Raw genomic sequence first — 23,296 nt, forward strand, 5'->3', positions numbered from 1 at the left:
GACAACCGATCCTACCGGCCATCATAGTCGCCGCTCAACCGGCCATCGTAGTTGTCGCCGCGCACACGCCGGTGAGGCAGGCGAGCACGCCGGGTGCGTCACTGATCGGGACCTCGAACCGCAACAGCCGGCCGCTGCGTACCAGCTCGCGCATCGCCACCGAGGCGAGCACGCGCAGGTCGATGTTGCCACCTGACAGCACCGTCGCGACGCGCTTGCCGACGAAGCGATCTCTGTGTGCGAGTACCGCCGCCAGGCCGGCCGCCCCCGCGCCCTCGACAACCGTCTTCTCCACCGAGAGGAGGAGCGCGATTGCTGCCTCGATGTCGCTTTCCCCGACGAGGAGGATGTCGTCGACAAGCGCGCGCACCACCTCGCGGGTGAGGACACCGGCCGTCTTAACGGCGATTCCCTCGGCGATCGTCATGCCATCCGGACAAGCATCGCTCTCGCCCGCGAGCGCGCGCGCCATCGACGGATAGGTGCGGCTCTGGACCCCGATCACCTGCACGGCCGGCTTGATCTGCTTCGCGGCGATCGCGATTCCCGAGATCATCCCGCCACCGCCGATCGGCACAACGATCGCGTCAAGATCGGGCACGGCGGCGATGATTTCGAGGCCGATCGTCCCTTGTCCAGCGATCACTGCCGGATCATCGTAGGGATGGATGAACGTCAGTCCTTCGGCGGTGGCTAAGTCGTGCGCGATCGCCAGTGCTTCGCTCAGGTTGGCGCCCTCGATGACGACCCTTGCGCCATGGTCGCGCGTCCGGGCGATCTTGGTGAGCGGCGTGCCGACCGGCATCACGATCGTCGCGGCCACGCCGAGGCGTCGCGCGTGATAGGCGACGCCCTGCGCGTGATTGCCGGCGGACATGGCGCAGACGCCGCGCGTCCGGACCACGGGATCGGTCAGCAGTAGCCGGTTTAGCGCTCCGCGTTCCTTGAACGATGCGGTGAATTGCAGGTTCTCGAACTTCAGGAACAGCTGTGTCCCCGTGATCGCCGAGAGCGTCTCGCTCGGCAGGCAGGGTGTATCGAGGATCGCACCTGCAAGCCGCTCAGCTGCGGCACGGATGTCTTCGATGGACGGCGGTTGAAGTAGCACCTGGGTTCAGCCGACGACACGATTCTTGAGGGCTTTGGACGGCTTGAACTGGATGCGTTTCGACGCGGCGATGAACAATGCCTCGCCGGTTCGCGGGTTGCGGCCGGCCCGCGCGGGACGCCGCGCTACCGAGAATTTTCCGAACCCGGCGAGCGCGACATCGCCCTTGGCGATGCCGGCCGAGATCGCTTCGAGCACCGCCGCCACTTGTCCGCGCGCCTCCGCCTTGCTGATCCCTCGGGCCTCGGCAAGCGCGTCGGCGATGTCTTTGCTGGTCATTCTGCCCCCATGAACTGGATGCCGGCTCCGGCAAGGGACACGGAGCCGACGCCTAGCAATGACAACGGAATTGCGGTTTCGGGTAACGCCGACCATGCTCGTGACGCGCCTTTTTCGCGCGACCCGCCCGGCGACCTCTCCTGACAAGGCGGCCTGCGGCAGGCCGTCCGGCGCCGCAACGCGGGCGCGAACTTTCTTCCCCGGGCGCGTGCCGCGCCCTCCTCGCGGACCAAGAAAGCCCGCTTTCCCGCGTCCTCCGCTGCGCTTCGGTCCTGCGGATGCAGCGCCGTCCTGGCTGCCGCCGATGTCCGCCTGTCGAGGCCGCAACGGGCGGCTTCGCCAAGCAAAGGAACTGCATCATGGCACAGATTGGCACCTTCACCCGCGACGAATCCGGCGTCCTTTCGGGCTCGATCCGGACCCTCACCCTCAACGTCAAGGCGACCATCCGTCCCGTCGACCGGGACAATGACAAGGCACCCGACCACCGCGTCTTCGCCGGTGCGGTCGAGATCGGTGCCGGCTGGACCAAGGCCGCGCGCGAGACCGGCACCGAATATCTTTCGCTGAAGCTCGACGACCCCTCGTTGCCCTCGCCGATCTACGCGCAGCTCGTGCAGGGCGACGGCGCCGAGTGGAAGCTCATCTGGTCCCGCTGACCGCCGGCGCCCGGGGGTGTCGAAACCGACAAATCGGTTCGACACTCCCGCAGCCGGGTCCGGACGGCGAGGTTCGAGGACGCGCCGGCACCTTCGCCGCCGCCGGGAATCGGACCTCGACGACCATGCAAGACGACAGCGATATCGATCGCGCGGGCCGCGCCAAGCGCGGCTCGCCCTTCCTCACCACCGACCAGGCGGCGGCCTATCTCAAGATCTCGAGCAAGTCGCTCAAGCGGCTGCGGCGCGACGGCAAGGGGCCTCCATTCCGACGCCATTGCCGGTTCGTCCAATATCATATCGACGACCTCGACAGCTGGAGCCGCGACAGCGGCGCGCGGGAGCCGGGACGGTGAGCCGGCGCGTGCAAGGCGGCGTCGATGCGCCGCTTCTCGCCTGGGGTGACGCGCTCCGGGCCGCGAAGGTGCGGCGGCGAAAGCTCGGCAGGCGCATCGCGGTCTTGGCTGCAGGTGGCGCGGTTCTTCTCGCATCGGCCGTGTTTCCGCCGACGCCTCGCCTCGTCTGGAACGCCTCCGCGAGCGCCCCGATCGGCCTCTATGCGGTATCGCCCGAAGATCTCGCCGAAGCCGGCGACATGGTCATCGCGCGCGTGCCGGCGCCCCATCGCCGGCTCGCCGCGACACGCCGCTACCTGCCGATGAACGTGCCGCTGGTGAAGCGCGTCGCCGCCGCCGCCGGCGACGAGGTCTGCGCGCTCGGCCAGGAAATCTTCGTCAACGGACGCTGGACGGCCGAGCGCCGCGTCGCCGATGGGGCCGGTCGCCCGATGCCGATGTGGTCGGGCTGCGTCCGGCTGCGCGGGCGCCAGCTCTTCCTGCTGATGGACACCCCGGCATCGTTCGACGGACGCTATTTCGGGGTGACCGAAGGCATCGACGTGATCGGAAAGGCGCGGCTGCTATGGACGCGCTGAGGCTCTGGATCGCCGCCGCGTCGCTGGTTTTTGCCAGTCTTGCGCACGCGCAGTCAGTCGCTGACTGGCGTCCCTATATCGTTGAGGCTTCTGACAGGTTCGGGGTTCCGGTCGCGTGGATCGAGGCGGTCATGCAGGCCGAGAGCCGGGGCCGAACAACGCTCGGCGGGCGACCGATCCGATCGTCGGCGGGCGCGATGGGGGTGATGCAGCTGATGCCCGCGACCTGGGCCCAGATGCGCGCCCGGCTGGGTCTAGGCAGCAATCCGGACGACCCACGCGACAATATCCTCGCCGGCACCCTCTACCTGCGGCTCATGTATGATCGGTTCGGTTATCCCGGTCTGTTCGCGGCCTATAACGCCGGTCCCGGACGCTATGCCGAGCATCTCGCCGGGCGCCGCTCGCTGCCGTCGGAGACCATCGGCTATCTCGCCAGCGTTGCTCCCTCAGCGCGGGGCACGGTCGCTGCACCGATGCGGCTGAACCCGTCGGCAGCGATCTTCGCGGTGCGCAGGGATGTCCTACCGGCCGATCGGGCGTCGATGAAGGCGCCGTCGGCATCGTCGCTGTTCGTTACTCTGTCGCAGCGGGATTGAGACGATGTCGCGCGTCATCGAGAGGGAGGAAGCTCGTCTCGATAGACCCAGCATGACGGCTGGCGGAACGGCTATCAAGGCCCGCGGGTGCCCCCCAATTTTCTTCGAAAATCGGTTCCCCCCACGTCCGCTGCGCGGCGCTTCGCTGCGCTCCGCGGCCCTGACAGCCGCCCCGCCACCCGTCCCCCAAACGCCGTTCTCGATGGTGAGAACAGAAGCGTTGGAGGTCAAAATGGACATGTCTCAGAGCATCGGAACGGCGTCGGCCAACGTCGTGGACCGCGTGATGGCGGCACTGGTTTCCGGACTTGAAGTGGAGTTTGGCCGGGGTGTCGGCGAAGCGTTGGCACACCGGTTTCTGGAGGCTGAGGAAGCGGATTTTCGCTGGGATGCACGGGTCGAGGAACGCTGGATCGGCGCATACGAAAGCACGGATAACGAGGATTTCGAACTCGACCGGATAGCGATTTGCGGGCGGCTCGACGGCAAGTGGTTCTGCGCCACCATGCTCGTGGATGGCGATGGCCAGGCCCACGGCATGATGGGATGCCGCCAGTTCAGGTCGATGGTCAGGGCGCGAGATGCAATGCTCCATGCGCACTGAAACCCATGGATCTCACGGGGAGGGGCGGCGTCGGAAGGCGCTCGTCTCTCCCCCTTTTTTGAGCCGAGGGGGTGAGCAGGAAGGAAGGGAGGGGAAACAAGATAAAGGCAGTCTCTATCGAGACATGTCAAGTCATTGTCTGCACATCCTTTTTTTGCGAGACTGTCTCTCACCGTCTTCGAGACACGATTTAGAAAGTGGCGGTTTTCCGCCATTTTTCGCTCGAAATCGCGAGACTCGGACCAGTTTCATGCCTGACGACGACTTCACACCCAAGCTTGGCCGGAAGCGCGGCAAGGACGGTAAGCGCGTCACCAAATATGGCGGTCGCATCCTCGTCGCCGCCCGCCTCGCCGGCATCAAGACCGGCGCCAAAGACGGACAGCGCTCGCGCCGGTTCGACGGCAGCCGGATCGGACGCGGCGCGAGCATGGGGCGGCTGCTTTCGAGCCGCGATCGGCTCGCGGGTTTCCGTGGTCGCCGCGCAGTGGCGAAGGTCAGCCTTGTCCGGCTTGGCGGTAAGGCCGGCCAGGTCACCCGCGCGCATATGCACTATGTCCAGCGTGACGGCGTCACCCGCGAGGGCCTGCCGGGCGACCTGTACGGGCCAGAAACCGACCGCGCGGACGGCGACAATTTCCTCAAGCGGACCGCCCATGATCGGCATCAATTCCGCTTCATCGTCTCGGCCGAGGACGGCGCCGAATATCCCGATCTCAAGCCCTATGTCCGGCGCCTGATGACGCAGGTCGAGCAGGACCTGGGCACCAAGCTTGACTGGGTGGCGGTCGACCACTTCAATACCGAGCGTCCGCACACCCACATCATCCTGCGCGGCGTCGACGACCAGGGCGACAATCTCATCATCGCCCGCGAATATATATCGCACGGGCTGCGCGAGCGCGCGTCCGAGCTGGTGACGCTCGACCTGGGGCCGCGCACCGACCAGGAAATCGAAGCTCGGCTGCGTCACGATGTCGACCAGGAGCGGCTAACCGCGATCGACCGGCGGCTGCTCAGGCGGATGGACGGCGCGCGCGAGGTCTCGCCGGCCGACAATGATCCTTACCAGCAGTCGATCGCGGCCGGGCGGTTGCGCAAGCTCAAGGCGATGGACCTGGCCGAGGATATCGGCGGCGGTCGCTACCGGCTGGCCGACGGGCTCGAGGACACGCTGCGTCGGATGGGCGAGCGCGGCGACATCATCCGCCTCATGCAGCGCGAACTGACAGCGCGTCGGCTCGATCGCGCCGGGGTGGAGCAGGTGGTATCGACGGAGCTGCGCGAACCCATTGTTGGGCGCGTGATCCGGCGGGGCTTTTCCGACGAGCACCGCGACCGCCATTATGTGATGATCGACGGCATCGATGGCAGAGTCCATTATATCGATATCGGACGGGGAAACGCGACGCCGTCGGTGCCTGAGAGTGCGACCGTGCGGCTCGAGCCGACCAGGGCCGAGGCGACCCAGGCGGACCGCACGGTCGATGCGGTCGCCCGCGCCAACGATGGGCGCTACTCGATCGACCTGCATTTGCGGCACGATCCGAACGCGAGCGAGGCGTTCGCGGCGAGCCACGTCCGCAGACTCGAAGCGATGCGGCGCGCAGGGGCTGGCCCGGAACGGCAAGCGGACGGCAGCTGGTCGATTCCGCACGACCATCTCGCCCGGGCGGAAACCTTCGCCCAGCGGCAGCGGCGAGACCGGCCGGTGATCCTCGCTATTCTCTCGCCCACGCCGATCGCCGAGCTGGCGGCGAAGGAGGCGCCGACATGGCTCGACCGGGAGCTGGAGACGGGTTCGTCGAGCGCTGCGCGCGACGCCGGTTTCGGCCGCGAGGTGCGGACGGCATTGGCGTCCCGCCGCCAGTGGCTCATCGAACAGCAACTGGCCGATGGCGAGGGGCAGGATTTTCGCTTGCGCAGCGGCGCCATGGAAAGCCTTCGGCAGCGCGAGTTGGCGAGCGTGGGCGACCGGCTTGCCGAACAGCTCGGCAAACGGTTCGAGCCAGCCCGGAACGGCGAGCGTGTCGAAGGCGTGATCGCGCGGCGCGTCGACCTCGAAGGCGGCCCGCATGCGCTGGTGGAGCGGTCCCGCGATTTCACCCTTGTGCCCTGGCGTGACGTGCTTGAGCGCAACATCGGCAAGGCGGCCTCCGGGATCATGCGGGCGGACGGTATCAGCTGGCAGTTCGGCCGGGACCGATCGGGACCGGCCATCGGCTGAGCGTCGTGGCGACACGGTGCGCGGCACCCCGTCTTCCGCTACTGCCCGATCATCATGGCCACGCCCCCGAAACGACATCATTACATTCCGCAGATGGTGCTTCGGCATTTCGCCGACGATGACGGGCAGCTTTGGTTCTGGCGACGTGCGTCTGAGAAGGGCGACGTTCGCAAGGCCGGTCCGCAAAATCTGTTCGTCGAGAAGGACCTGTATGCCCAGCTACTGCCGGACGGCGCAAAGGACGTGGGTCTCGAGGAATTCTTCGCCCGGATGGAGGCGCATGGCGCCCAATTCATCGCACAAATCGCCGATGCCATTCGGAATAATCAGCGGCCAAAACTCGACGCTGGCGCCTGGGAATTCTGGGATCTGTTTTTCTACTATCACATGAAGCGGGCGCCCTGCGTGATCGACGCCATTGCCGCTAAGATGGGATTCGACGAAGGGATCAGGACTGCGGCCGATGAGATCCGGGCGATCCGGGCGGAGCATGGCGATCAGCAGCACGAACCTGGGCTCGAAGACTGGGTCGCCAAGAACGCCAGGGTCGTCGCTCAAGCGGCCAAGCCCGGACCCGAGCTTCAGGCGCAGCTAAAAAAGATGGGTCTGGCCATCTACTATATCGCAGACCCCGCCAAGAGCTTCGTCATCGGCGACGCGCCAGGTGCAACAGCCAAGTTCCGGGTAGGGAACGAGTGGTCGAGACCGACAATGTTCTTGCCGCTCACGTCGACCATCGCGGTGGGGCAATTGGCTCGGCTGCGCCAGGTCGACGCCATCGCCGTCGATCGTGACCAGGTACGGCGGATGAATGTCGCGACTGCCGCACGTTCTACGATGATTGCCGGTCGATCCCACGCGCTCGTTGCCTCACTCTCGCGAGACGTTCCATTTGTAGGTGTCATTGAGCCAGAGGAGTAGCGCGAAACTTCCGGTCAGGGCGCCCGAATGGGACCCGTCTAGGAAAATCCTTGAGGCGGTGCGAGACTTGGTGGCGCGCTTGTGGTGGCAATGTCAGCAGTTACCGATGCCGCTCCCCTCGCGTTCCAACACACGCCAAGATTGGCGCGCTCTGCCAAACGACCTTATAATCGCTGCCAGTAATGGGAGGGGTTGATGGCAGGCAAAATCGGGCAATGGGCGAAGCGCCTGACCGGGATTTCGACGCCGCTTGTAGGCGTGTCGTGGCAGGCGTCGGCCGCCGAGCGCGACGTTGCCGCGCAGATGCTGGCATGGCTGGAGGATCGCCGCGTCCTCTACAGCCCCAGCGAAGCCGAGGTGCCGCACCATTGCGCGCAATCGGTAATCGACGTCCGGCGCGGCTTGAGTAATGCACTTGCGACGCTCGGCGGTAAGGGCGTGCTGGCCGAGCACATCCGCGCGATGGGCAGCGCGTCGCGCCGGTTCCTCGACCGGATCGGCACGGACTATGACGCGATGCGCGAGAACGGCCATTATCTGTCATGGGAGTTTCTCGACGTACTTGGTCAGATGCGCGCTCTGTTCGGGGTACATCTGGCGATGATCGCGGCGCGCTACGATCTCGACATACGCGGTGAGCTCCGCAACATTCTACCGCCTGAAAGCGCAGCGGACGACTTGCACTGCGAGCAACATCAGGGCCGTTGGTGAACGCCTCCAAGCTTCATCACTACGTCCCGCAATTCCATCTGCGCCGGTTTGCGGACGAGGGCGGTCGGCTATGGGCGTGGGACAAGCAGACCGACCGGGTTTTTCCGACTTCGCCTGGCGGCATCGCCGCGGAGACGCAATTCTACAGGCTGACGCAATATGAGGTGGACGGGCATGATCCGCTGACGATGGAGAAGCAGCTTTCCGACATGGAAGGCGAGGTGTCGCTGATCACCGACCAATGGCTCGGCTGGCTGCCCGACATGGCGCCGCTCGACAAGCTGCCCATCCCCCGCATCAGCCGCTGGATCGTCGCGCGCTTTCTTGCCGTCCAGGTGTTGCGCACGCTCGACACGCGCGAACTGCTGTCGGCGATGGTCGAACTCGATCGCGGCGAGCCGGTCGACGAGCGCGAGGCGCGAGAGCTCCATACCGAACTGGTTTGGGACCGGCGCGTCGTGAGGTCGTTGACGAAAAGATTCAGCCGCTCGATCTGGATCTTTGCGCGCAACGACAGCGCAACGCCGTTCATTACCTCGGACAATCCCGTCTCGTTTCGCAGCCCGGACAATCGACAATGGTTGCGATCCATCGCGCTGGTATCGGGAGCTTATCTCGTCTTCGCCCTGTCGCCGCACGTAGTTCTTTACTGCCACCCCCGAGTTGGCCCGTTTCGCAAGTTAAGTAAGTTCAACAATCGCGTATCGCCAGTAGTCGTGGATGATGGGATGGTCGAAAGCGAGAATAGCGGCCAGGTATTCATGGCATCGCGCTTCGTCCTCTCGAACCGCGCAACGTTCGATGCCGAGCGCGCCTTCGCGCCGACGATCGGCACCGATACCTATGCCCCGCCGCCGCCATAAGGTCGCCCGCAAACCTCGAACGTCCGGAATGGCAAAAGCCCTCGTTCTGGCGGTCACGCGTCCTGCCCAAGCAGTCCGATGGTCACCGCTACGATTGTTGCTCGACCGGTGGAGCGCTTGCGAGTTCTCCGAGCGCCGTCGGCAGGAACCATTCCCTGCAAACGTCTTCGTACGTTCGCGGCAACAACGCGAGCAGACGCCAAAGCTCCATTATGTGCATTTGTCGCGGAATCGGCTGCCAATCCTCGGCACGCTCCTCGATAGGAACGTGCGCGCCGAACAGTTCGATTTCGCCCGTCTCGTGAAAGCGACGCACGCGATCACCCCACCATTTGATCGGCATCCACATTTCCGCGTCGTCCCAAAAGTCGTAGGCTACGAGACGCTGAGCGAAATATCGGGCCAAATCTTCGAGCTCATCGTCGCTACGTGCCCATCCGAGTTCCGCATATTGGTACACGAAGCGCTGGAAGGCGGCGAAAAGCTTCGGGCGCTTGGCGTACCACCGGAGCGCAAGGTGTCCAAAATCCGTGCCAACCTCGTTGCGTGCAGGAACATGGATCGTGCGGCTGTCTCTCACGCGATAATCATCGTGCCGTGGCACAAGAACCTTGTCGATATAATCGTTAAGGCAGACGAAGGTGCATCGCTCGGCCGCAAGATCGGCGATGACGAGCAAGACCGGCACGCCGACGCCCATCCGCTCGACCGTCACAAGCTCCGAAGTTTCCAGGGCAAATCGGTAGGTCTCGAGGTCTGTCACTACATCGTCTTTTTGCAGCAGCTCGGACGCTTTCTCGACATTGCCCCGGCTGTAGATCCGCAAGGGGGACGTCTCGGCAGATGCCACGCTCTTGAGTTGGATGAAGATGTGTTCGCCGAGAGTCTCGTATGTCTGCGATTTACCAGCCTGAACCGCCGTCTGAAATGTTTCGAGAGCGAAGTCCAAGCCATAATCTGGGCGGTATTCGCGAAGCACCCAATGCTTTGGTAGTTTGCTTCGCAGCAAATCTTGTCCGGCACGGTCAATCAAATGCTGCTCAGACTGCTTCTTGGCGCCGCTCACTGAATGCCTCCTCCGAATTTGTCGGGCATACCTTCCAGGCTGTAAGCGGCCTAGAGTGCCGTGGGACTTGGCGATGGCCGGGTCCATTATGTCGATATCGGGCGCGGCGATGCCGTCGCACCGATTCCGGAGGGTGTCATCGTTCGAGTGCCAACGCGAGGTCTGGAGGTCCGCGAAGCTGACCGAGGCGTCGCTCAATTGGCGGTTCGGTCGCGGGCGCGGTGGCCCGCAAGTTTCGTGATGGTCGTCTTCTGGCGCTTTGCTCGGACGCCCTTAACAATCGCTGGGCTGTTCGCCGCAGCGTGTTTGAGGTCAGTGGAAGCGCACAGCCCAACGCTCCATGACATCCTCTTCGGCTTCGTCTTTATCGTCGATGTCATAGCCGTCGGCTGACAAGCTGATCGCCGGGCAGTGCAGCACGGTGAGAACGCGGCCGAAACGACCGAGCCCGATGACCTCCTCCCTGATCGAGTGCGCCTGCGCGCGCGAAAACCAATCGGAAAGGCGACCTTCCCCTTCCCCAGTCCGCGCGTGATCGATATTGGCGTGATCCGAGGCGAAGTGCCTGGTCAGTGACGATGGGGGCAGGGGCGCGCCGCGCCGAAGCCAGCCGATGGGCTCGGTCTTGAGTGCGTCGGAGACTGCGCAAAACTCGACCACGCCGTCGAGGCTCTGGACGATAGCCACAGCGCATCGCGAATACCGGACATAGCTTACCGCCGCCGCCGTCAGCGATGTCCGGCATTGCGCACTGAGTCCGACAATAGCGTCAAGACCGTCGTCGAACGCCCTGGCAGCCATCATGAAAGGCGTCCTTGGCATGAGCAGCGCGGCCGCGAACATGTCGGCTTCGACTTCATAGGGATCCCCGCTCGCGAAATTGGCGCGCGATGCGTGTGCGCCGCTCGCGAGCAGCTGTTCTGGATGTCCGGCCAAGAAATAGTGGCCGAGTTCATGGCTGACCGAGAAGCGTTGGAAGCCCTCGCTTGGAATATGCGTAGCATAGAGAATGCCGAACGACTCGCCGAGACGTATCAGCATTCCCGAAACCCCGTCGTTGGCCGATGGCTTAGGCTCAACCAGGATGTCGCAGGCGGCGGCGATCGCGAACGGATCGACCGGCAGGCTCACGACGCCGTGATCGAGCAGCACCTGGCGTGCGGTGCGTTCGGCCAACTGAATCCTTGGCGCGTGGCTAGCCATCGGGCTTCGGTCCACCCTTCCGCGCGGCCAGCACCTCAATGAACTTCTCGGCAATATCGAGATCGTCCGCGTTGAGCTTGTCCAAGTGCCGATGCAGGGTTTGCGCCGCCGTCGCGGTCCCGATCTCATCGGTTCTGCCCAGCAGAAAGTCGGTGGTGACGTTCAACGCATTCGCGAGTCGGCGCAGGTTATCGAACGACGGCTTGCGTCCGCCGCCCTCGAAATGGGAGATCGAGCTCGCCGGTAGACCACTTTTTTTTGCCAGGTCTTGTTGGCTCAATTCTCTTTTATCCCGGGCAGTTGCGAGCCGCTGGCGGAAGATTTCTGTCGCGTCCGCCTCTTCAGACATGTCGAATTCGCGATGATATTATTGACATAAACGCGATGTCTCCTATCTTGGCGCTATCGACGCACTCTACATGTCGATTTCGTCAACTCCAAGGCGCAATCCGCCTTTGTCGGGAGAATTACAGTGTCGGAAGTCGCTCCCCGCCATGGGCGGTATGCCATCACCATCAACGGCCAGCCGTTCGTGCTCCACGACCCCGTGGTCAAGGGCCGCGATCTGCTTGAGCAGGCCAGCCTTCATCCGGTCGATGAATATCTGCTGTTCTACCGCGAGGCGAGCGGCATGTACGAGGACATCAACCTTGCCGAGGATGTCGATGTTTCGGCCCGCAGCGAGGAGGAGTTCGTCGCCCTCAAGGCCGACCGCCTTTACTTCCTCGTCGTCGACGGCCGCCGCTATCCCTGGGGCAAAGACGATATCACCGGCGCTGAACTCCGCGCGCTTGGCCGCATCCCCGACGACAAGGATGTGTTCTTCGACCCCAAGGGCGGCAAGGACGACAAGGTCGACCTCAACGAGGCCATCAGCCTCAAGGGGAAGGATGTCGAGCACTTCTACACCGCCGACCAGTCGAATGAGCCGGTCCTCGTGACCGTCGAACTCAACGGCGAGAAGGTGAAGATCCTCTCGGGCGACTATACCACCGAGACCCTCAAGGAGGCGCTCGGAGTCCCGGTCGACTGGGATCTCGACATCGTCGACAAGCAGGGCAGCTTCCGCACGCTCAAGCCGGGCGAGGCCATCAAGGTCGTCGCCAAGCTCAAGTTCGTCAGCCACGTCCGCCAGGGCGGGTCCTCTTGAACGCCGAGGAGGAGATCGAACGCATCCGGGGGATCTATCCGGATGCGGTCGCCCTCCTTGAGGGCGGCCAGGCGTTCGTCCACCTTCCCAAGATCGTGATCGCAACCGCTGGTGGCAGCGTCGAACGCGAGGCGCTGCTCTGCCCGCACGCGCATAGCGGCTATCAAACCCGGCTCTTCCTCGACTCCCAGGTCCCGGGTTCGCTCGCGAACTGGACCGGGCACACGCTTTTCACCCGCAAATGGTTCACTTGGTCATGGAATTACATCACCGCCAACCAGCCATGGACGGCTATCTTGGCGAACCATCTGGCCGCGTTCCGATGAACGCGCATTTCAAGATTCGCGCCGAGCTGCTCGCGCACATTCGCCACGATCTCGAGCGGCCGCATCCATTTGCCTATGAGCGGGTCGGGTTCGTCTCGGCAGCCATTTCCCGCATCGGCCGCGGCAGCCTCATGGTGCTCGCCCAAGCCTATCATCCGGTTGCCGACGAAGATTACATCGACGATCCCAGCGTCGGCGCGATGATGGGATCGGACGCGATCCGCAAGGCGCTTCAGCGCAGCTATCAGAGCAGGACCGCGGCGATCCACATCCATTGCCACGGCCATGCCGGCCGGCCCGGCTTTAGCCATGTCGACACGCGCGAGAACGCCAAGTTCGTGCCCAATTTCTTCAACGTCGCCCCGCATGTTCCGCACGGCGCGGTGGTGCTGAGCAATGACAGCGCGGCCGGGGACATCTGGATTGGCCGCAATTTCGAACCGATGCCGGTCACCCGGTTCAGCGCGATCGGCGCGCCGATGTGGCTGGAAGGAGCCCGCCCATGACTCGCTTCGCCCGTCAGGGCTTCCTCGGCGCCGACAGCGACAAGCGCTTCGCAGCCCTCACCGTTGGCATTGTTGGTCTGGGCGGCGGGGGCTCGCATGTCGTGCAACAGCTGGCCCATATCGGCATCGGCGGCATGGTCTGTGTCGATCCCGACATCGTCGAGGATAGCAACCTCAACCGTTTGATCGGCGGCACACTTGCCGACGCCGCCGACGGGACACTCAAAACCGTCGTCGCGCAGCGTGTGGTTGGCGGCTTGGTGGCGGGCGCGAGGCTATGGGCGATTTCGAAGATGTGGCAGCATGCGACAGAGGCACTTGCCGAATGCGACGTCATCATTGGCGGCCTCGATTCCTATCGGGAGCGCGGCGAGCTCGAGGCGTTCTGCCGGCGCCTTCTCATCCCCTATATCGATATGGGGATGGACGTGCACGCCGTCGGCGATCACTTCTCCATCGGCGGACAGGTGGTGCTGTCTTCGCCCGGGCGGCCGTGCCTATGGTGTCTCGGTATCCTTACGCAGGAGCGGCTCGAACTCGAAGCGCAGGACTATGGGGCCGCAGGCGGGAAGCCTCAGGTGGTTTGGCCCAACGGTGTGCTCGCATCGCTTGCGGTCGGTCTGATCGTGCAGCTTGTCACGCCGTGGAGTTCAGACCCCATGGAAACCGCCTATCTCGAATTCGACGGAAATCGACATCAGGTCGCGACCAGCAACCGCCTGAAGGCGATCGGGGGCCAGCCTTGCAGCCATTATCGCGAGGACGAGACAGGCGACCCCTTATTCGACATCCGTCGTCATCATCCCGGCGTGAACGACGATGATCGAGCGGATGCCGATCGGGAAGGTGGGGAGAGCAATGAGGCCGCGCGCCTTCCGTGGTGGCGGCGACTGCTCGACGCGCTGGATTGGCGCGGTTGATCAGCTGCTCGGCACCGCGCAGTGATCATAGTCGAACCAGCCCCTGACCTTGGGATAATAGGCATCCGCTTCCTCAGTCGCCCGCAGGACGAGTCGCTGGCTGGTCACCGGCACCGACGCATCGAAAGTCCAGAACATGGATAGCCCGGGAATCTGGACGACGAGCGTACTTTCGCCAAAGCGGCTGCCGGTTGCATCGACGACGACATGCGCGCGTACCTTGCGCTGGCACATGTCGAAGCCGCGCAAATCGTCCGGCAGCGAGAATTCGGTCACCCAGACGTAGCGCGGAAATTGCTTGCCGATCAGCTCGGATTTGAACGCTGCCGGGAGGCGATTGCGCAACGCGCGGCTCTTGTAGCGCCAGCCATGCGTTAGATAAGTGCGGGCAACGAGCCGCGACGGCGGCACCGCGAAGAAGGACGGATCGACGGTGTTGGCCACGCCCAGCGAGGCGTCGCCGGCGCGATCGCGCGCAAGCTGTCGATATTCGTCGATCCGGGCGACGCAACTTTCGATGAAGTCGCGACTGAGCGTCTCCGCAGCCTCGCCTGTCATGAAGACCTTCGCCGGCAGCGGCGTCACCGCGTAGACGGCGTCGTCCTCGAGCGTCCAGGGATATTCGTCTGACCGGTCGGCGGCGCGCACCGGCAGGCGGCGGTCGACGCCTCGTTGGTCATCGCTGACCAGGAAGTGCGAAATCATCTCCGCCGAGGTGGGATTATCCGGAAGATCCGCGTCGCGCGCCTCGCGCATCACGCGCCCCGTCGCAACGACGGCGTGCCCGACAGTGGCGCCGTCACGCCCGCGCAGGCCGATGATGACGGGGATTCCGGAATCCAGGTAACGCCCGATGATTTCGTGGAGCGGCCGCAACTGGTCGGGCTTGTCCACGGCGGCACGGCCAAGGTGGAAGACGGGATGGCGATCCATCGCCCGCAACGCGCGAACGATGTTGTCGGGCGTCAGGAACTCAGAGCCGGCCGGCAGCGACCGGGCAATGAAGTTGTCAGTGGGTTTCAATGCGGCGTCGTTGATGTCCGGCAGCGAGAACCAGGGTCCTCCGTGATCGCGGTGGAAGTGGCGGCCGGCCATCCAGATCGCCGCCTGGGCGCACGCTCCCACCCGAGTGTCCTGCTGCGTGATCGGGAAGCCCACGACCTGGAGATCGGCGCCGACGAGATGCACTGGATGGGTTGCGCGCACGTCGATCTGAATCGAGGCATCCGTGACCCGATCGGATGCGAGTACCGCCGATCCGACCGGCGCGTGTGTCACCGGCCGGAGGACAATGAAGCCGAGATAAGTCGATTGTTTCGAGCCGATCTCCCGGCTGACCGCTTCGGCGGTGGGGATCGTTCCGAGGTATGACAGATCCTCGGTGAAGAAATGCAGGCGTCGGCAATATTTGAGATAGGGGTGGAACAGGGTCGCGTAGAAGGCGGAGTAGGCGGCGGAAAAATCGCGGTCGATATAGGCGCATTCGAACAGGAACCCCTTGGCGCCTGCGGCTCGGAAGGTTTCGAACAAACTTAGCAGGAGGCCACCGTCCTCCGCCTCGATCACCTCGCCGAGAGCGTTCCAGTCGTCGTTCGAGAGCAGCGCTCCGATTTTGATGGGCGCCTGCATTCCCTGGCGACTTCCAACCCCCTAGACGTTCTTATCTCATCCGACGACGAAGGTACCGAGCCGCTGTTCCGCAGCCAAGGTCAGTTCCTCAAGTTTTTCAATCTGCTCCACCGCCTTTTTGGACGGCTTGAGGGTAAAGCGATTGAACTCCTTGCGGTCCTTGATTTCTACCCGGCCAAAAGTTTGCTCAGCGAGTATGTTGATTCCATTGTCCATGGTCCCTCCTCGCGAATCGAAAACGTCCCGCCGATCCGACAGAGCGCTTCGACTCACCGTTGCTACGAAACGAAAAACAGCGCGGCAATTCGAAAAGATACGTCTTAAACGCACAGTTGAACGATTTGATAAAAGCCGACCCGGCATCGGTCTGCGATTCCAGCGGAAATGTGCCACGGTCGGCGGCATAGATTCTGTCGAAATTGGCATCAGCGACCATTTGCCCTTTCTTCAATCTCTTGAATCGAGCTCAGGATGTCCCTGAAGGCGGGCGCCGGCCCGAAGATCATCGCCCGAGTCGCGGCGTAGTCCCGTTCCAGCGCCTCGATCATTCCCGGCTCCGGGGATGGCGCGAAGCTGCCGCGCTGCGCGGAGGCGAGGTCATAATCGGGCCGGTTGAAGAACATCCGCGCGTGACGCACGCAGTCTGCGCCAAGATCGGGCTGTGCGAGCGCATCTGTGCCGACCGACGCCGCCAGCAGGCAATGAAGGTCGTAATAGTGTCGGGAGACTCGCTGGCCTTCCTGCCTGAGTTCGCCGCGCCGCACGAACCAGTTCCTGAGACCGTGCGCGATGACGACCTTGTCCCAGAAAGTGCGTCCGGGCTCGATGGTGGTCACTCCGGGTACCGTCAAATCGAGGCTCGCGACATCGTCTGCGACATAGGGCTTGATCGTGACGGGCGCATTCGGATCCAGCGCTGATTTGGCACCGGATTCGATGCGCACCGCAGGTTTGATATAGTCGGCGGGCTTCGCTTCGACAGCCGGATACCAGATCAGCAAGGTCTGACCGTCGCGGTCCGCCTCGTCGATCTCGACCCTGCCCATTCCTCCTGTCGCGTCGGCGACCTGCTCGCTCAGTCGGATGTGGAGCGGACCCGTGATATAGGCGCGGCAGCTATCGCGGATTGCATCGAGCTTCGCTTGCCTCTTCTTGTTCGACATGCCCTCGAGTTCTTCGACCGAGGCCGGTTGGTCGAGGTCGTCTCGAAATACCGTGACGTCAATGTCTTCCGAGAAGCGGCGAATGAGATCATAGGCTTTGGATAACGACGTGCCGCCTTTGAAGAGGAGACGAGGGCCTTCGAGCGGCTGTTCGTGATAAAGCTGGTTGAGCGTCCAGCAGACCCAGAAATCCTTCTCGATGTTTCCCAGCGGCGCGCCGAGGCGGTTCGCGGTGGAAAGGAAAAGATCGCGGCGCTCGCCGAGCGCCGCGGAAATGATGGTCTGGTACGCCGCGGCGGTCATGCGGCACGCTTTCCGCTGGGTGCAATGAGGTCGCGTAGGAAATCCTGCATCCAGATCGGCAGCGCGGGCAGCCCCGCCTTCAGATCCTTGACGAGTGCCTTGCCATGCTTCGGATCATTGAAAAGTCTCCCCAAGACTGAAGCGATTAGTCGCCGCTCGTCGCCGCCCTTGTCCAGAATGTCTTTCAGCCAGTACAAAGCCTGGACCACGCGCATTCCCGGCCTGCCCGCCCAGAAGAGGCGGCTTGGCGCGGCATGCTTGAACGTGATTTCTTGGTTGCCGAGCTTGATCGGCTTCAGCCTCGCATCGACCATCACCTCGATCTTGGCGGGAACGGCGGTAGTGAGGCCCAGATCGTTAGCTGCGGTCATGCCATCCACCACCATGCGGGCCTGGTCTCGACGCATGACCGCGTCGATGACGGCCCGGTAGTCGGGAACGGTCTGCTTGTTCGTCAGGCTGTTGTGCCGAGGGCGATCATAGAGACCGCGATCAATCCTTCGAAGGTCACCCGCCTTGGTTAGCCGTTGAAGGTTCTTATCGATGACGTCGCGGTTGGCGAGATCCGCGAAATCGGCGGGCGTCCAGACCCACTCCGGCTTTCTGCGAACACGCCGCATGATAGCTGCTCCAACATCAGTCACGACCACTCTCGCTATCATGTCCGAAATATGTATCAAATTTCGGACAGATGCAACCCCTTTACGTCCGAACGTTACGGCATCGTTCGGACGGGTGCGTCCGAAGGGTGCTTCATCCTTCGGACGAGCTCATATCGGACAGCCTCTCGCTATCACCCAAATCGAGCGTGAATGTCATCAATCGAGCAGGAAAGATTGTTGCGCTGGCGGTGGCGCGGGCTTCGGCGGATAGAGCAGGCTGACGATGAGCCACTGATCGGGAAAGCGGTGGATCGTTCCCATTAGGAACATCAGGTCGGCCGCAGGCAAGACGGTCTCGATCTTTTGTCGGAACGGCGTCTCCCAGGCATCGCCGTGTGAACTGCGGCAATTCCAGTACAGCGCGCCTGCCTCCCAATCGGCGATCTTGTGCCGATAGATCCGTGTCTCGGCGCCGTCCTGACAGGTGTACCGGTAGTGGAACGAGAAGGGCACCTTGCGCAATTTCGCCAGATTCTGAGCGTCGGCAGCGTCGAACAGTCCCGACTGTCGCTCATTCTGGACGAGCTTTTTGTGCTCCTCCTCGGTCCAGTCGGCGCTCTCCGTCGGAGATATATCCAGTGAGATGATGGATGAGGGCTTCAGCAGACCGAGAGTTATGCCGTCCGTCTGCCGGGCTTGCTCAAGCGCCGCGAAATCCTCGAACATGGGAACACTGCCCAATGCGGCGCGACGATCGGCCCAACCCGCCCGTGTCGAAATCGGCTGCTCACTGCAATCAATCGTATCGACGAAGATCTTATGGCTTTCCGGGCGGCGATCATTGCCGGCTTTCTCGATCCGAGCGGTAATCCACTGCCATTTCCGAAATTGCTGATCATCGCGGATCAGCCTGAACGGCACGGGGAAGAGCCGGATGAGGTTGCCACCTTCCTCGAGACCGGCGACGCAGGATGTCTCCACATGCTTTTCGCTCGGGGACGGATAGGTTTTGCAGAGGATGAGGACGCGCGTCTTGCGTGAAACCATAGCTCCCCCGGACCAGCGCTATCGCGCGCCTTATGTCTTCGGCATCTCCGCGTGCCCGGACTTGATTACCGGCTCCGGTCTAAAGATAGGCCAAAGCTCCATTTTCACGACCTTGCACGAATTTGGACATGGGGTTGCGCACTTCGGCGACGCCAAGATGGCGTAATTCGAACGTGTCCCGACGCAGAAGCTGCTCGGCGACGATTGTGCGGTGGCATTGCTTGGGGTTGCGCTCGTAGCATAGCAACACGGTCGCTGCGTTCCGGGCGATCTCGGTGGCGGTGTCTAGCGCTCTTTGCGCGTCGCCGCTTGAGACGTGACTATTGTAGATTGTGAGGAAGGCCGGGTAGTCGCCCCGCTTCATCGCCTCGCGGCCGGCCTTCGGGTCGCCGAGTGGCTTGAGATGGGTATAATCTATGCCCGCGACGGCGAGAGCTTCGGCAAGTTTTGTCTTTGAAAAGCCCCGCTTGCGCGAAATCGGCACATCCCTGACATCGACGAGATGTTCGACACCGGCCAGCGCCAGCGTCGCCAGGAAGGTGTCGAGATCAGCTCCTTCATATCCGATTGTGAACACAGTACGTTTCATCGCCACCCCTCTGGGCATTCTCTCCAACAAAATCGAGTCAACAGTGAGGCAGCGCTATCGAGAAGTCGGACGAAACGCACATTGGCCCGCGAATCCGGCCTCACTTGGCCATGGCACAGCGCGAATGTGCGTGCTCGTGCACGCCGATCGTCGCCGGCTGTCACTACAATGTTCTGACGTATGCAACGGCTTGCTGCGATAGCTTTTTAGGCAGCAGATCGCTTCTACGCCGCCGTAACGCAGTCGGGACTCGAACCGAGCGTCCAAGTACATCCAGCCTTTTCCACGAATCCAGATCGTGCTATTCATGCTCTTGGCGAGTTCGTAAGTCTATGATTTGACTGCGAAATCAATCGCTTAGGTCGCCCGGCCGAAAGCTCTTCTGTCCATAGACGTCTACCAACGTCCGCGATCGTTTAGCTGATTTACGCATCGTCGCTCTACAAACGAGGATCAATCCCACATCGCCTCGTAGGACCCGCGCATTTGCGCAGCTCGAGCCGCGGCAATCAGATTTCGTTTCGCCGCCTCGGACCAATGGTTATCAAAACACATGGCTTTCGGCGTTTTCATCCACCGATCTGATTCGATCTACGACGACACACCGGCCGAACGATACCAGTTTCCGCGGCAGTATCTGGAGCGAGCACGCGCCTGCGTGGGAGACTGGATCGTCTACTATGAACCCCGCAAGGTGCTTGCCACGAAGGGCTACTATGCTGTTGCCAATGTCGAGCGCGTTGTTCCTGACCCATCAGCCTCCGGTATGTACCTCGCGCTGATCCAGCCCGGCAGTTATCTGGACTTCGCGAACCCGGTCCCATTCGCTGATGAGAGCGGCCCGATTGAACGTGGGGTCCTCAATGACGAGGGCCGCATTTCGGGACGTGCGCAGGCGGCCGTTCGAGGACTCTCGCCGAGTGATTTCAACCGGATCGTCGAGGCGGGTCTGGCTGACGAAAGCCCGCTGCTGCCACGAACTGGCACCATAGCCGCCGATCACTCGCTGCGCGAAGAGCGCACACCATTTGTTTTCGACGAGGCACGGGAACGTGTTGCGACACTCGTATCACGCGTTGTGCGCGACCGCGTTTTCCGAAGGATCGTCCTGCGGGCTTATGACGAACGCTGTGCCGTCACGGGGCTGAAGCTGATCAACGGTGGCGGGAGGGCCGAGGTCGAGGCCGCGCACATCCGCCCTGTGGAGGCAAATGGACCCGACATTGTCAGCAATGGCCTTGCACTGTCCGGTACCGCCCATTGGATGTTCGATCGCGGGCTCATCGGACTCGACGACGACCTCCAGATCATGGTTTCGCGACAGGCAAATGATCAGGACAGCATCCGCGGCGTGATCAACAGAAGCGGGCGCCTGCTAGTACCGTCGCGCGAAGCCGATCGCCCGCACCAGCAATTTGTCAGGTGGCACCGGGAGCACTGCTTCAAACATTGAAGCGGCACTCCCGGCGTGCGCCAGAAGTCGCCTATCGCGCACCGGCCTTGCGAACGAGATGGCAGCCGTTCGGCTGCTGCTCGAACACCCAGCGCTGGCCGGTAAATCGCTCGATCACATCGCGCGCGGTCAGCGAATGCTGGCTCGGCTTGACCGTCGTAAAACTACCACCGCCAGCGAGGGCGAACGGTAGCAACAGCTGGTCCGCCAGATACGGCCCGGCAAACGCGTCGCTTGCGACATAGCCCGCCATCCGTTGCGCCGACGTCTTGGCGAGCGATTCCGCCGAGACGCCGAGCTTGCCGAAACCGCTGACCACTTCGGTGACGTGCTCGAACGCCGCTTCCAGCAATAGGATCGTACCCGGACCTTGCTCGGCCGGGAGTTCGCGGACGGCGAATGCGTTGTCCGGCCAATCGGACAGGAACTTCCGTGCGGTTTTGATCTCCCGATCAGCGATGTCGAACGGCAACCCAGCAAACACGGCGGTCGCAGAGCGCGAGAGCAAGGCACCGCGTTCAACGCATTCGATCGGCTTGAGCGGCGCCGGCGTGATATCTACCTCGATCCGGCCGCCACCGCGGGGGTAGAAGCCGTGGCGAACCAGACGCACGGAGATGCGTGGTCCCATCCGTTCGATGATCGGCACGAAGTTCTTCGCGATGAAGTCGAACGGCGGCGCGAGCATATTGTGCGTGCCACCCTCGAGCACCAGGCGCGACGGCGCATCCGTCAACACCAGCGGCATCAGCACAGTCTGAAATACGAGACCGGTGCTGCCTGCGGTGCCGACGGCGAAATGATATTCGCCGGGCTGCACACGGCCCGGTTCAAAGGTGATTTCGGACGACCCCACTGTCAGCCCTTCGCAATGAGCGCCGCCGAGCCGGCACGCGGCTTCGATCGCGGTCACATGCTGGCGCATCAACCCCGGCTTAGAACGCTTGCCGCGCACATTCGTGATACGGAACGGCTGACCGGTGACGAGCGACAGCGCGCACGCATTGCGCACGACCTGCCCTCCACCTTCGCCTTCCGAACCGTCGATCTCGATCATGGTATTTCTCTTTTGGATGGCGGTGCGCGCCACGAGCGCTAGCCCTTGACGCACACCACCTGCTTCAACGTGTGGACGATCTCGACCAGGTCCGACTGCGCGGCCATTACGGCCTCGATCGGCTTGTATGCCTTCGGCGTCTCATCGATCACGCCTTCGTCCTTGCGGCACTCGACACCCGCCGTATCGGCGATGTGTTCGTCGAGCGTCACCAGCTTCTTGGCGGCAGTCCGGCTCATCACCCGACCGGCGCCATGCGAACAGCTGTCAAACGATTCCGGGTTGCCCAGCCCGCGGACGATGAACGACTTGGCGCCCATCGAGCCCGGGATGATGCCCATCACACCCTTGGCGGCGCGCACGGCGCCCTTGCGGGTGACCAGGACATTCTGGCCGAAATGGTTCTCGCGCTGGACGTAGTTATGGTGGCAGTTGACCGCCTCCATTTCCGCGTCGAACGGCTTCGCAATCTGCCCCCGGAGCGCGGCGATAACGTTGGTCATCATCATGCGCCGGTTGAGCGCGGCGAAGTCCTGCGCCCAGCCGACCGCCTCGACATAGTCATCGAAATGGTCGGTCCCTTCCGGGAAGTAGGCGAGGTCCTCGTCGGGCAGATTGATGTACCACTTGCGCATGTCCTGCTTGGCCAGTTCAATGAAGAACGTGCCGATCGCATTGCCCACACCGCGCGAGCCCGAGTGCAGCATCACCCACACCCGCTGTTCCTCATCGAGGCAGAGCTCGATGAAGTGGTTACCGGTGCCGAGCGTCCCCAAGTGCACGAGGTTGTTCGTGTTCTTGAGCCGCGGATGCTTGTCGGTGAGCCGTTCGAAGCGCTGGACGAGGGTCGCCCACGCCTCGACGATCGCCGGCGGGGGGCTGCCCCACGAACCGTGATCGCGCTGACCGCGACCGACCGACCGACCATGCGGCACAGCCTGTTCGATCGCCGAGCGGATGGCTTCCAGGTTATCCGGGAGGTCGCTCGCAACAAGCGAGGTACGTGCCGCCATCATGCCGCAGCCGATGTCGACGCCCACCGCCGCCGGAATGACCGCGCCCTTGGTCGGGATCACCGAACCCACGGTCGCGCCGATGCCGACATGGACGTCTGGCATCGCGGCCACGTGCTTGAACACGAACGGCATCTGCGCCGCCCGCATGAGCTGAGCCCGCGCGCCGTCCTCGACCGACACGCCACGCGTCCACATCTTGATCGGCACGCCGCCCTCGACATGCTGGTAGTCGAACATTGCTTCGGTCATCGTGACCTCCCTTGCTTCATCATGGTGCCGGCGACGAAACGTGGCGAGACATTTCCCTGAGCTATCCGGCGAACCGGAGGCGGAGTTGGACCGCCGACCTCCTGCCTTGCGG

The 23,296-nt window shown here is 63.0% G+C and carries 28 protein-coding genes; 15 read left to right on the forward strand and 13 right to left on the reverse strand.

Annotation, left to right across the window (positions count from 1 at the left end):
• Positions 1-34 precede the first annotated feature (34 nt).
• Both PYV00_RS10645 and PYV00_RS10650 read right to left on the reverse strand, forming a co-directional pair.
• The gene (locus tag PYV00_RS10645; RefSeq protein ID WP_275228253.1) at positions 35-1,108 is read right to left on the reverse strand and encodes a threonine ammonia-lyase; all 1,074 of its coding nucleotides are present in this window, start codon (positions 1,106-1,108) and stop codon (positions 35-37) included.
• 6 nt (positions 1,109-1,114) lie between these two features.
• The gene (locus PYV00_RS10650) at positions 1,115-1,387 is read right to left on the reverse strand and encodes an HU family DNA-binding protein (protein ID WP_275228254.1); all 273 of its coding nucleotides are present in this window, start codon (positions 1,385-1,387) and stop codon (positions 1,115-1,117) included.
• Positions 1,388-1,746: 359 nt separating this feature from the next.
• Between PYV00_RS10650 and PYV00_RS10655 the strand changes: the two genes are divergently transcribed.
• The 9 genes from PYV00_RS10655 to PYV00_RS10695 all read left to right on the forward strand — a co-directional run bounded on the left by PYV00_RS10655 (position 1,747) and on the right by PYV00_RS10695 (position 8,905).
• Positions 1,747-2,046 (forward strand): DUF736 domain-containing protein, encoded by a 300-nt coding sequence (locus tag PYV00_RS10655; protein WP_275228255.1) that lies wholly within the window; start codon positions 1,747-1,749, stop codon positions 2,044-2,046.
• A 125-nt stretch (positions 2,047-2,171) separates the two neighbouring features.
• Positions 2,172-2,402 carry a helix-turn-helix domain-containing protein gene (locus PYV00_RS10660; RefSeq protein ID WP_275228256.1) on the forward strand — a complete coding sequence of 77 codons (231 nt, stop codon included), beginning with the start codon at positions 2,172-2,174 and terminating at the stop codon, positions 2,400-2,402.
• Positions 2,403-2,410: 8 nt separating this feature from the next.
• Entirely contained in the window at positions 2,411-2,980 is a 570-nt protein-coding gene (locus PYV00_RS10665; RefSeq protein ID WP_275228257.1) for a S26 family signal peptidase, read from the forward strand.
• The gene (locus PYV00_RS10670) at positions 2,968-3,579 is read left to right on the forward strand and encodes a lytic transglycosylase domain-containing protein (protein ID WP_275228258.1); all 612 of its coding nucleotides are present in this window, start codon (positions 2,968-2,970) and stop codon (positions 3,577-3,579) included. The genes PYV00_RS10665 and PYV00_RS10670 overlap by 13 nt, the downstream gene beginning before the upstream one ends.
• A gap of 4 nt (positions 3,580-3,583) precedes the next feature.
• A complete protein-coding gene (locus PYV00_RS10675; protein WP_275228259.1) occupies positions 3,584-4,183 on the forward strand; it encodes a hypothetical protein in 600 nt (199 codons plus the stop codon).
• Entirely contained in the window at positions 4,173-6,410 is a 2,238-nt protein-coding gene (gene rlxS, locus PYV00_RS10680; RefSeq protein WP_342803806.1) for a relaxase/mobilization nuclease RlxS, read from the forward strand. The genes PYV00_RS10675 and rlxS overlap by 11 nt, the downstream gene beginning before the upstream one ends.
• Positions 6,411-6,464: 54 nt before the next feature.
• Positions 6,465-7,331: a DUF4238 domain-containing protein gene (locus tag PYV00_RS10685; RefSeq protein WP_275228260.1), complete on the forward strand. Its 867-nt coding sequence runs from the start codon at positions 6,465-6,467 to the stop codon at positions 7,329-7,331.
• Between the two features lie 195 nt (positions 7,332-7,526).
• The gene (locus tag PYV00_RS10690; protein ID WP_275228261.1) at positions 7,527-8,042 is read left to right on the forward strand and encodes a DUF6650 family protein; all 516 of its coding nucleotides are present in this window, start codon (positions 7,527-7,529) and stop codon (positions 8,040-8,042) included.
• Positions 8,039-8,905, forward strand: a complete 867-nt coding sequence (locus tag PYV00_RS10695; protein ID WP_275228262.1) for a DUF4238 domain-containing protein — start codon at positions 8,039-8,041, stop codon at positions 8,903-8,905. The genes PYV00_RS10690 and PYV00_RS10695 overlap by 4 nt, the downstream gene beginning before the upstream one ends.
• 88 nt (positions 8,906-8,993) lie before the next feature.
• On the opposite strand, the gene PYV00_RS10700 is transcribed toward PYV00_RS10695, so the two are convergent.
• Positions 8,994-9,971: a DUF4365 domain-containing protein gene (locus PYV00_RS10700; RefSeq protein ID WP_275228263.1), complete on the reverse strand. Its 978-nt coding sequence runs from the start codon at positions 9,969-9,971 to the stop codon at positions 8,994-8,996.
• 60 nt (positions 9,972-10,031) lie between these two features.
• Between PYV00_RS10700 and PYV00_RS24405 the strand changes: the two genes are divergently transcribed.
• Positions 10,032-10,364 carry a DUF3363 domain-containing protein gene (locus PYV00_RS24405; protein WP_428981628.1) on the forward strand — a complete coding sequence of 111 codons (333 nt, stop codon included), beginning with the start codon at positions 10,032-10,034 and terminating at the stop codon, positions 10,362-10,364.
• Here PYV00_RS24405 and PYV00_RS10705 read toward each other — a convergent pair.
• Both PYV00_RS10705 and PYV00_RS10710 read right to left on the reverse strand, forming a co-directional pair.
• The gene (locus PYV00_RS10705; protein WP_275228264.1) at positions 10,284-11,147 is read right to left on the reverse strand and encodes an ImmA/IrrE family metallo-endopeptidase; all 864 of its coding nucleotides are present in this window, start codon (positions 11,145-11,147) and stop codon (positions 10,284-10,286) included. The genes PYV00_RS24405 and PYV00_RS10705 overlap by 81 nt on opposite strands.
• Before the next feature lie 19 nt (positions 11,148-11,166).
• Positions 11,167-11,523 (reverse strand): helix-turn-helix domain-containing protein, encoded by a 357-nt coding sequence (locus PYV00_RS10710; protein WP_275228265.1) that lies wholly within the window; start codon positions 11,521-11,523, stop codon positions 11,167-11,169.
• 123 nt (positions 11,524-11,646) lie between these two features.
• Here PYV00_RS10710 and PYV00_RS10715 point away from each other — a divergent pair, with 123 nt between their 5' ends.
• From PYV00_RS10715 to PYV00_RS10730, 4 genes are read left to right on the forward strand one after another with little or no spacing between them, the layout of a single operon-like run.
• Positions 11,647-12,324 (forward strand): multiubiquitin domain-containing protein, encoded by a 678-nt coding sequence (locus PYV00_RS10715; RefSeq protein WP_275228266.1) that lies wholly within the window; start codon positions 11,647-11,649, stop codon positions 12,322-12,324.
• On the forward strand, positions 12,321-12,650 hold the full coding sequence (locus PYV00_RS10720) for a hypothetical protein (RefSeq protein ID WP_275228267.1): 330 nt from the start codon (positions 12,321-12,323) through the stop codon (positions 12,648-12,650). Before PYV00_RS10715 ends, PYV00_RS10720 begins: the two co-directional genes overlap by 4 nt.
• Positions 12,608-13,156 carry a hypothetical protein gene (locus tag PYV00_RS10725; protein WP_275228268.1) on the forward strand — a complete coding sequence of 183 codons (549 nt, stop codon included), beginning with the start codon at positions 12,608-12,610 and terminating at the stop codon, positions 13,154-13,156. The genes PYV00_RS10720 and PYV00_RS10725 overlap by 43 nt, the downstream gene beginning before the upstream one ends.
• On the forward strand, positions 13,153-14,076 hold the full coding sequence (locus PYV00_RS10730) for a HesA/MoeB/ThiF family protein (RefSeq protein WP_275228269.1): 924 nt from the start codon (positions 13,153-13,155) through the stop codon (positions 14,074-14,076). Before PYV00_RS10725 ends, PYV00_RS10730 begins: the two co-directional genes overlap by 4 nt.
• Here PYV00_RS10730 and PYV00_RS10735 read toward each other — a convergent pair whose 3' ends face one another.
• The 6 genes from PYV00_RS10735 to PYV00_RS10760 form a co-directional block, all read right to left on the reverse strand.
• Positions 14,077-15,705 carry a hypothetical protein gene (locus PYV00_RS10735; RefSeq protein ID WP_275228270.1) on the reverse strand — a complete coding sequence of 543 codons (1,629 nt, stop codon included), beginning with the start codon at positions 15,703-15,705 and terminating at the stop codon, positions 14,077-14,079. It lies immediately after the preceding gene.
• 36 nt (positions 15,706-15,741) lie between these two features.
• Positions 15,742-15,921, reverse strand: a complete 180-nt coding sequence (locus PYV00_RS10740) for a hypothetical protein (RefSeq protein ID WP_275228271.1) — start codon at positions 15,919-15,921, stop codon at positions 15,742-15,744.
• Between the two features lie 209 nt (positions 15,922-16,130).
• Complete coding sequence (locus PYV00_RS10745) at positions 16,131-17,171, reverse strand: nucleotidyl transferase AbiEii/AbiGii toxin family protein (protein ID WP_275228272.1); 1,041 nt, start codon at positions 17,169-17,171, stop codon at positions 16,131-16,133.
• The gene (locus PYV00_RS10750; protein ID WP_275228273.1) at positions 17,168-17,791 is read right to left on the reverse strand and encodes a DUF6088 family protein; all 624 of its coding nucleotides are present in this window, start codon (positions 17,789-17,791) and stop codon (positions 17,168-17,170) included. Before PYV00_RS10750 ends, PYV00_RS10745 begins: the two co-directional genes overlap by 4 nt.
• A gap of 198 nt (positions 17,792-17,989) precedes the next feature.
• A complete protein-coding gene (locus PYV00_RS10755) occupies positions 17,990-18,820 on the reverse strand; it encodes a hypothetical protein (RefSeq protein WP_275228274.1) in 831 nt (276 codons plus the stop codon).
• A gap of 79 nt (positions 18,821-18,899) precedes the next feature.
• Positions 18,900-19,409 (reverse strand): DUF488 family protein, encoded by a 510-nt coding sequence (locus PYV00_RS10760; RefSeq protein WP_275228275.1) that lies wholly within the window; start codon positions 19,407-19,409, stop codon positions 18,900-18,902.
• Between the two features lie 553 nt (positions 19,410-19,962).
• On the opposite strand from PYV00_RS10760, the gene PYV00_RS10765 reads away from it, so the two are divergent.
• Positions 19,963-20,862 (forward strand): HNH endonuclease, encoded by a 900-nt coding sequence (locus tag PYV00_RS10765; protein WP_275228276.1) that lies wholly within the window; start codon positions 19,963-19,965, stop codon positions 20,860-20,862.
• A gap of 31 nt (positions 20,863-20,893) precedes the next feature.
• Here PYV00_RS10765 and rtcA read toward each other — a convergent pair whose 3' ends face one another.
• The gene (rtcA, locus tag PYV00_RS10770) at positions 20,894-21,919 is read right to left on the reverse strand and encodes an RNA 3'-terminal phosphate cyclase (protein ID WP_275228277.1); all 1,026 of its coding nucleotides are present in this window, start codon (positions 21,917-21,919) and stop codon (positions 20,894-20,896) included.
• 38 nt (positions 21,920-21,957) lie between these two features.
• On the reverse strand, positions 21,958-23,184 hold the full coding sequence (locus tag PYV00_RS10775; RefSeq protein ID WP_275228278.1) for an RtcB family protein: 1,227 nt from the start codon (positions 23,182-23,184) through the stop codon (positions 21,958-21,960).
• Between the last annotated feature and the right edge of the window lie 112 nt (positions 23,185-23,296).

The organism is Novosphingobium album (ex Liu et al. 2023) (assembly GCF_029076845.1).
Lineage (GTDB): Bacteria > Pseudomonadota > Alphaproteobacteria > Sphingomonadales > Sphingomonadaceae > Novosphingobium.

Coding starts and splice junctions, on each gene's coding strand:
- PYV00_RS10650 (WP_275228254.1), bottom strand. CDS start 1,387: ATGACCAGCAAAGACATCGCCGACGCGCTTGCCGAGGCCCGAGGGATC.
- PYV00_RS10655 (WP_275228255.1), top strand. CDS start 1,747: ATGGCACAGATTGGCACCTTCACCCGCGACGAATCCGGCGTCCTTTCG.
- PYV00_RS10660 (WP_275228256.1), top strand. CDS start 2,172: ATGCAAGACGACAGCGATATCGATCGCGCGGGCCGCGCCAAGCGCGGC.
- PYV00_RS10670 (WP_275228258.1), top strand. CDS start 2,968: ATGGACGCGCTGAGGCTCTGGATCGCCGCCGCGTCGCTGGTTTTTGCC.
- PYV00_RS10675 (WP_275228259.1), top strand. CDS start 3,584: ATGTCGCGCGTCATCGAGAGGGAGGAAGCTCGTCTCGATAGACCCAGC.
- rlxS (WP_342803806.1), top strand. CDS start 4,173: ATGCGCACTGAAACCCATGGATCTCACGGGGAGGGGCGGCGTCGGAAG.
- PYV00_RS10685 (WP_275228260.1), top strand. CDS start 6,465: ATGGCCACGCCCCCGAAACGACATCATTACATTCCGCAGATGGTGCTT.
- PYV00_RS10690 (WP_275228261.1), top strand. CDS start 7,527: ATGGCAGGCAAAATCGGGCAATGGGCGAAGCGCCTGACCGGGATTTCG.
- PYV00_RS10710 (WP_275228265.1), bottom strand. CDS start 11,523: ATGTCTGAAGAGGCGGACGCGACAGAAATCTTCCGCCAGCGGCTCGCA.
- PYV00_RS10725 (WP_275228268.1), top strand. CDS start 12,608: ATGGACGGCTATCTTGGCGAACCATCTGGCCGCGTTCCGATGAACGCG.
- PYV00_RS10730 (WP_275228269.1), top strand. CDS start 13,153: ATGACTCGCTTCGCCCGTCAGGGCTTCCTCGGCGCCGACAGCGACAAG.
- PYV00_RS10735 (WP_275228270.1), bottom strand. CDS start 15,705: ATGCAGGCGCCCATCAAAATCGGAGCGCTGCTCTCGAACGACGACTGG.
- PYV00_RS10740 (WP_275228271.1), bottom strand. CDS start 15,921: ATGGACAATGGAATCAACATACTCGCTGAGCAAACTTTTGGCCGGGTA.
- PYV00_RS10745 (WP_275228272.1), bottom strand. CDS start 17,171: ATGACCGCCGCGGCGTACCAGACCATCATTTCCGCGGCGCTCGGCGAG.
- PYV00_RS10750 (WP_275228273.1), bottom strand. CDS start 17,791: ATGCGGCGTGTTCGCAGAAAGCCGGAGTGGGTCTGGACGCCCGCCGAT.
- PYV00_RS10755 (WP_275228274.1), bottom strand. CDS start 18,820: ATGGTTTCACGCAAGACGCGCGTCCTCATCCTCTGCAAAACCTATCCG.
- PYV00_RS10760 (WP_275228275.1), bottom strand. CDS start 19,409: ATGAAACGTACTGTGTTCACAATCGGATATGAAGGAGCTGATCTCGAC.
- PYV00_RS10765 (WP_275228276.1), top strand. CDS start 19,963: ATGGCTTTCGGCGTTTTCATCCACCGATCTGATTCGATCTACGACGAC.
- rtcA (WP_275228277.1), bottom strand. CDS start 21,919: ATGATCGAGATCGACGGTTCGGAAGGCGAAGGTGGAGGGCAGGTCGTG.
- PYV00_RS10775 (WP_275228278.1), bottom strand. CDS start 23,184: ATGACCGAAGCAATGTTCGACTACCAGCATGTCGAGGGCGGCGTGCCG.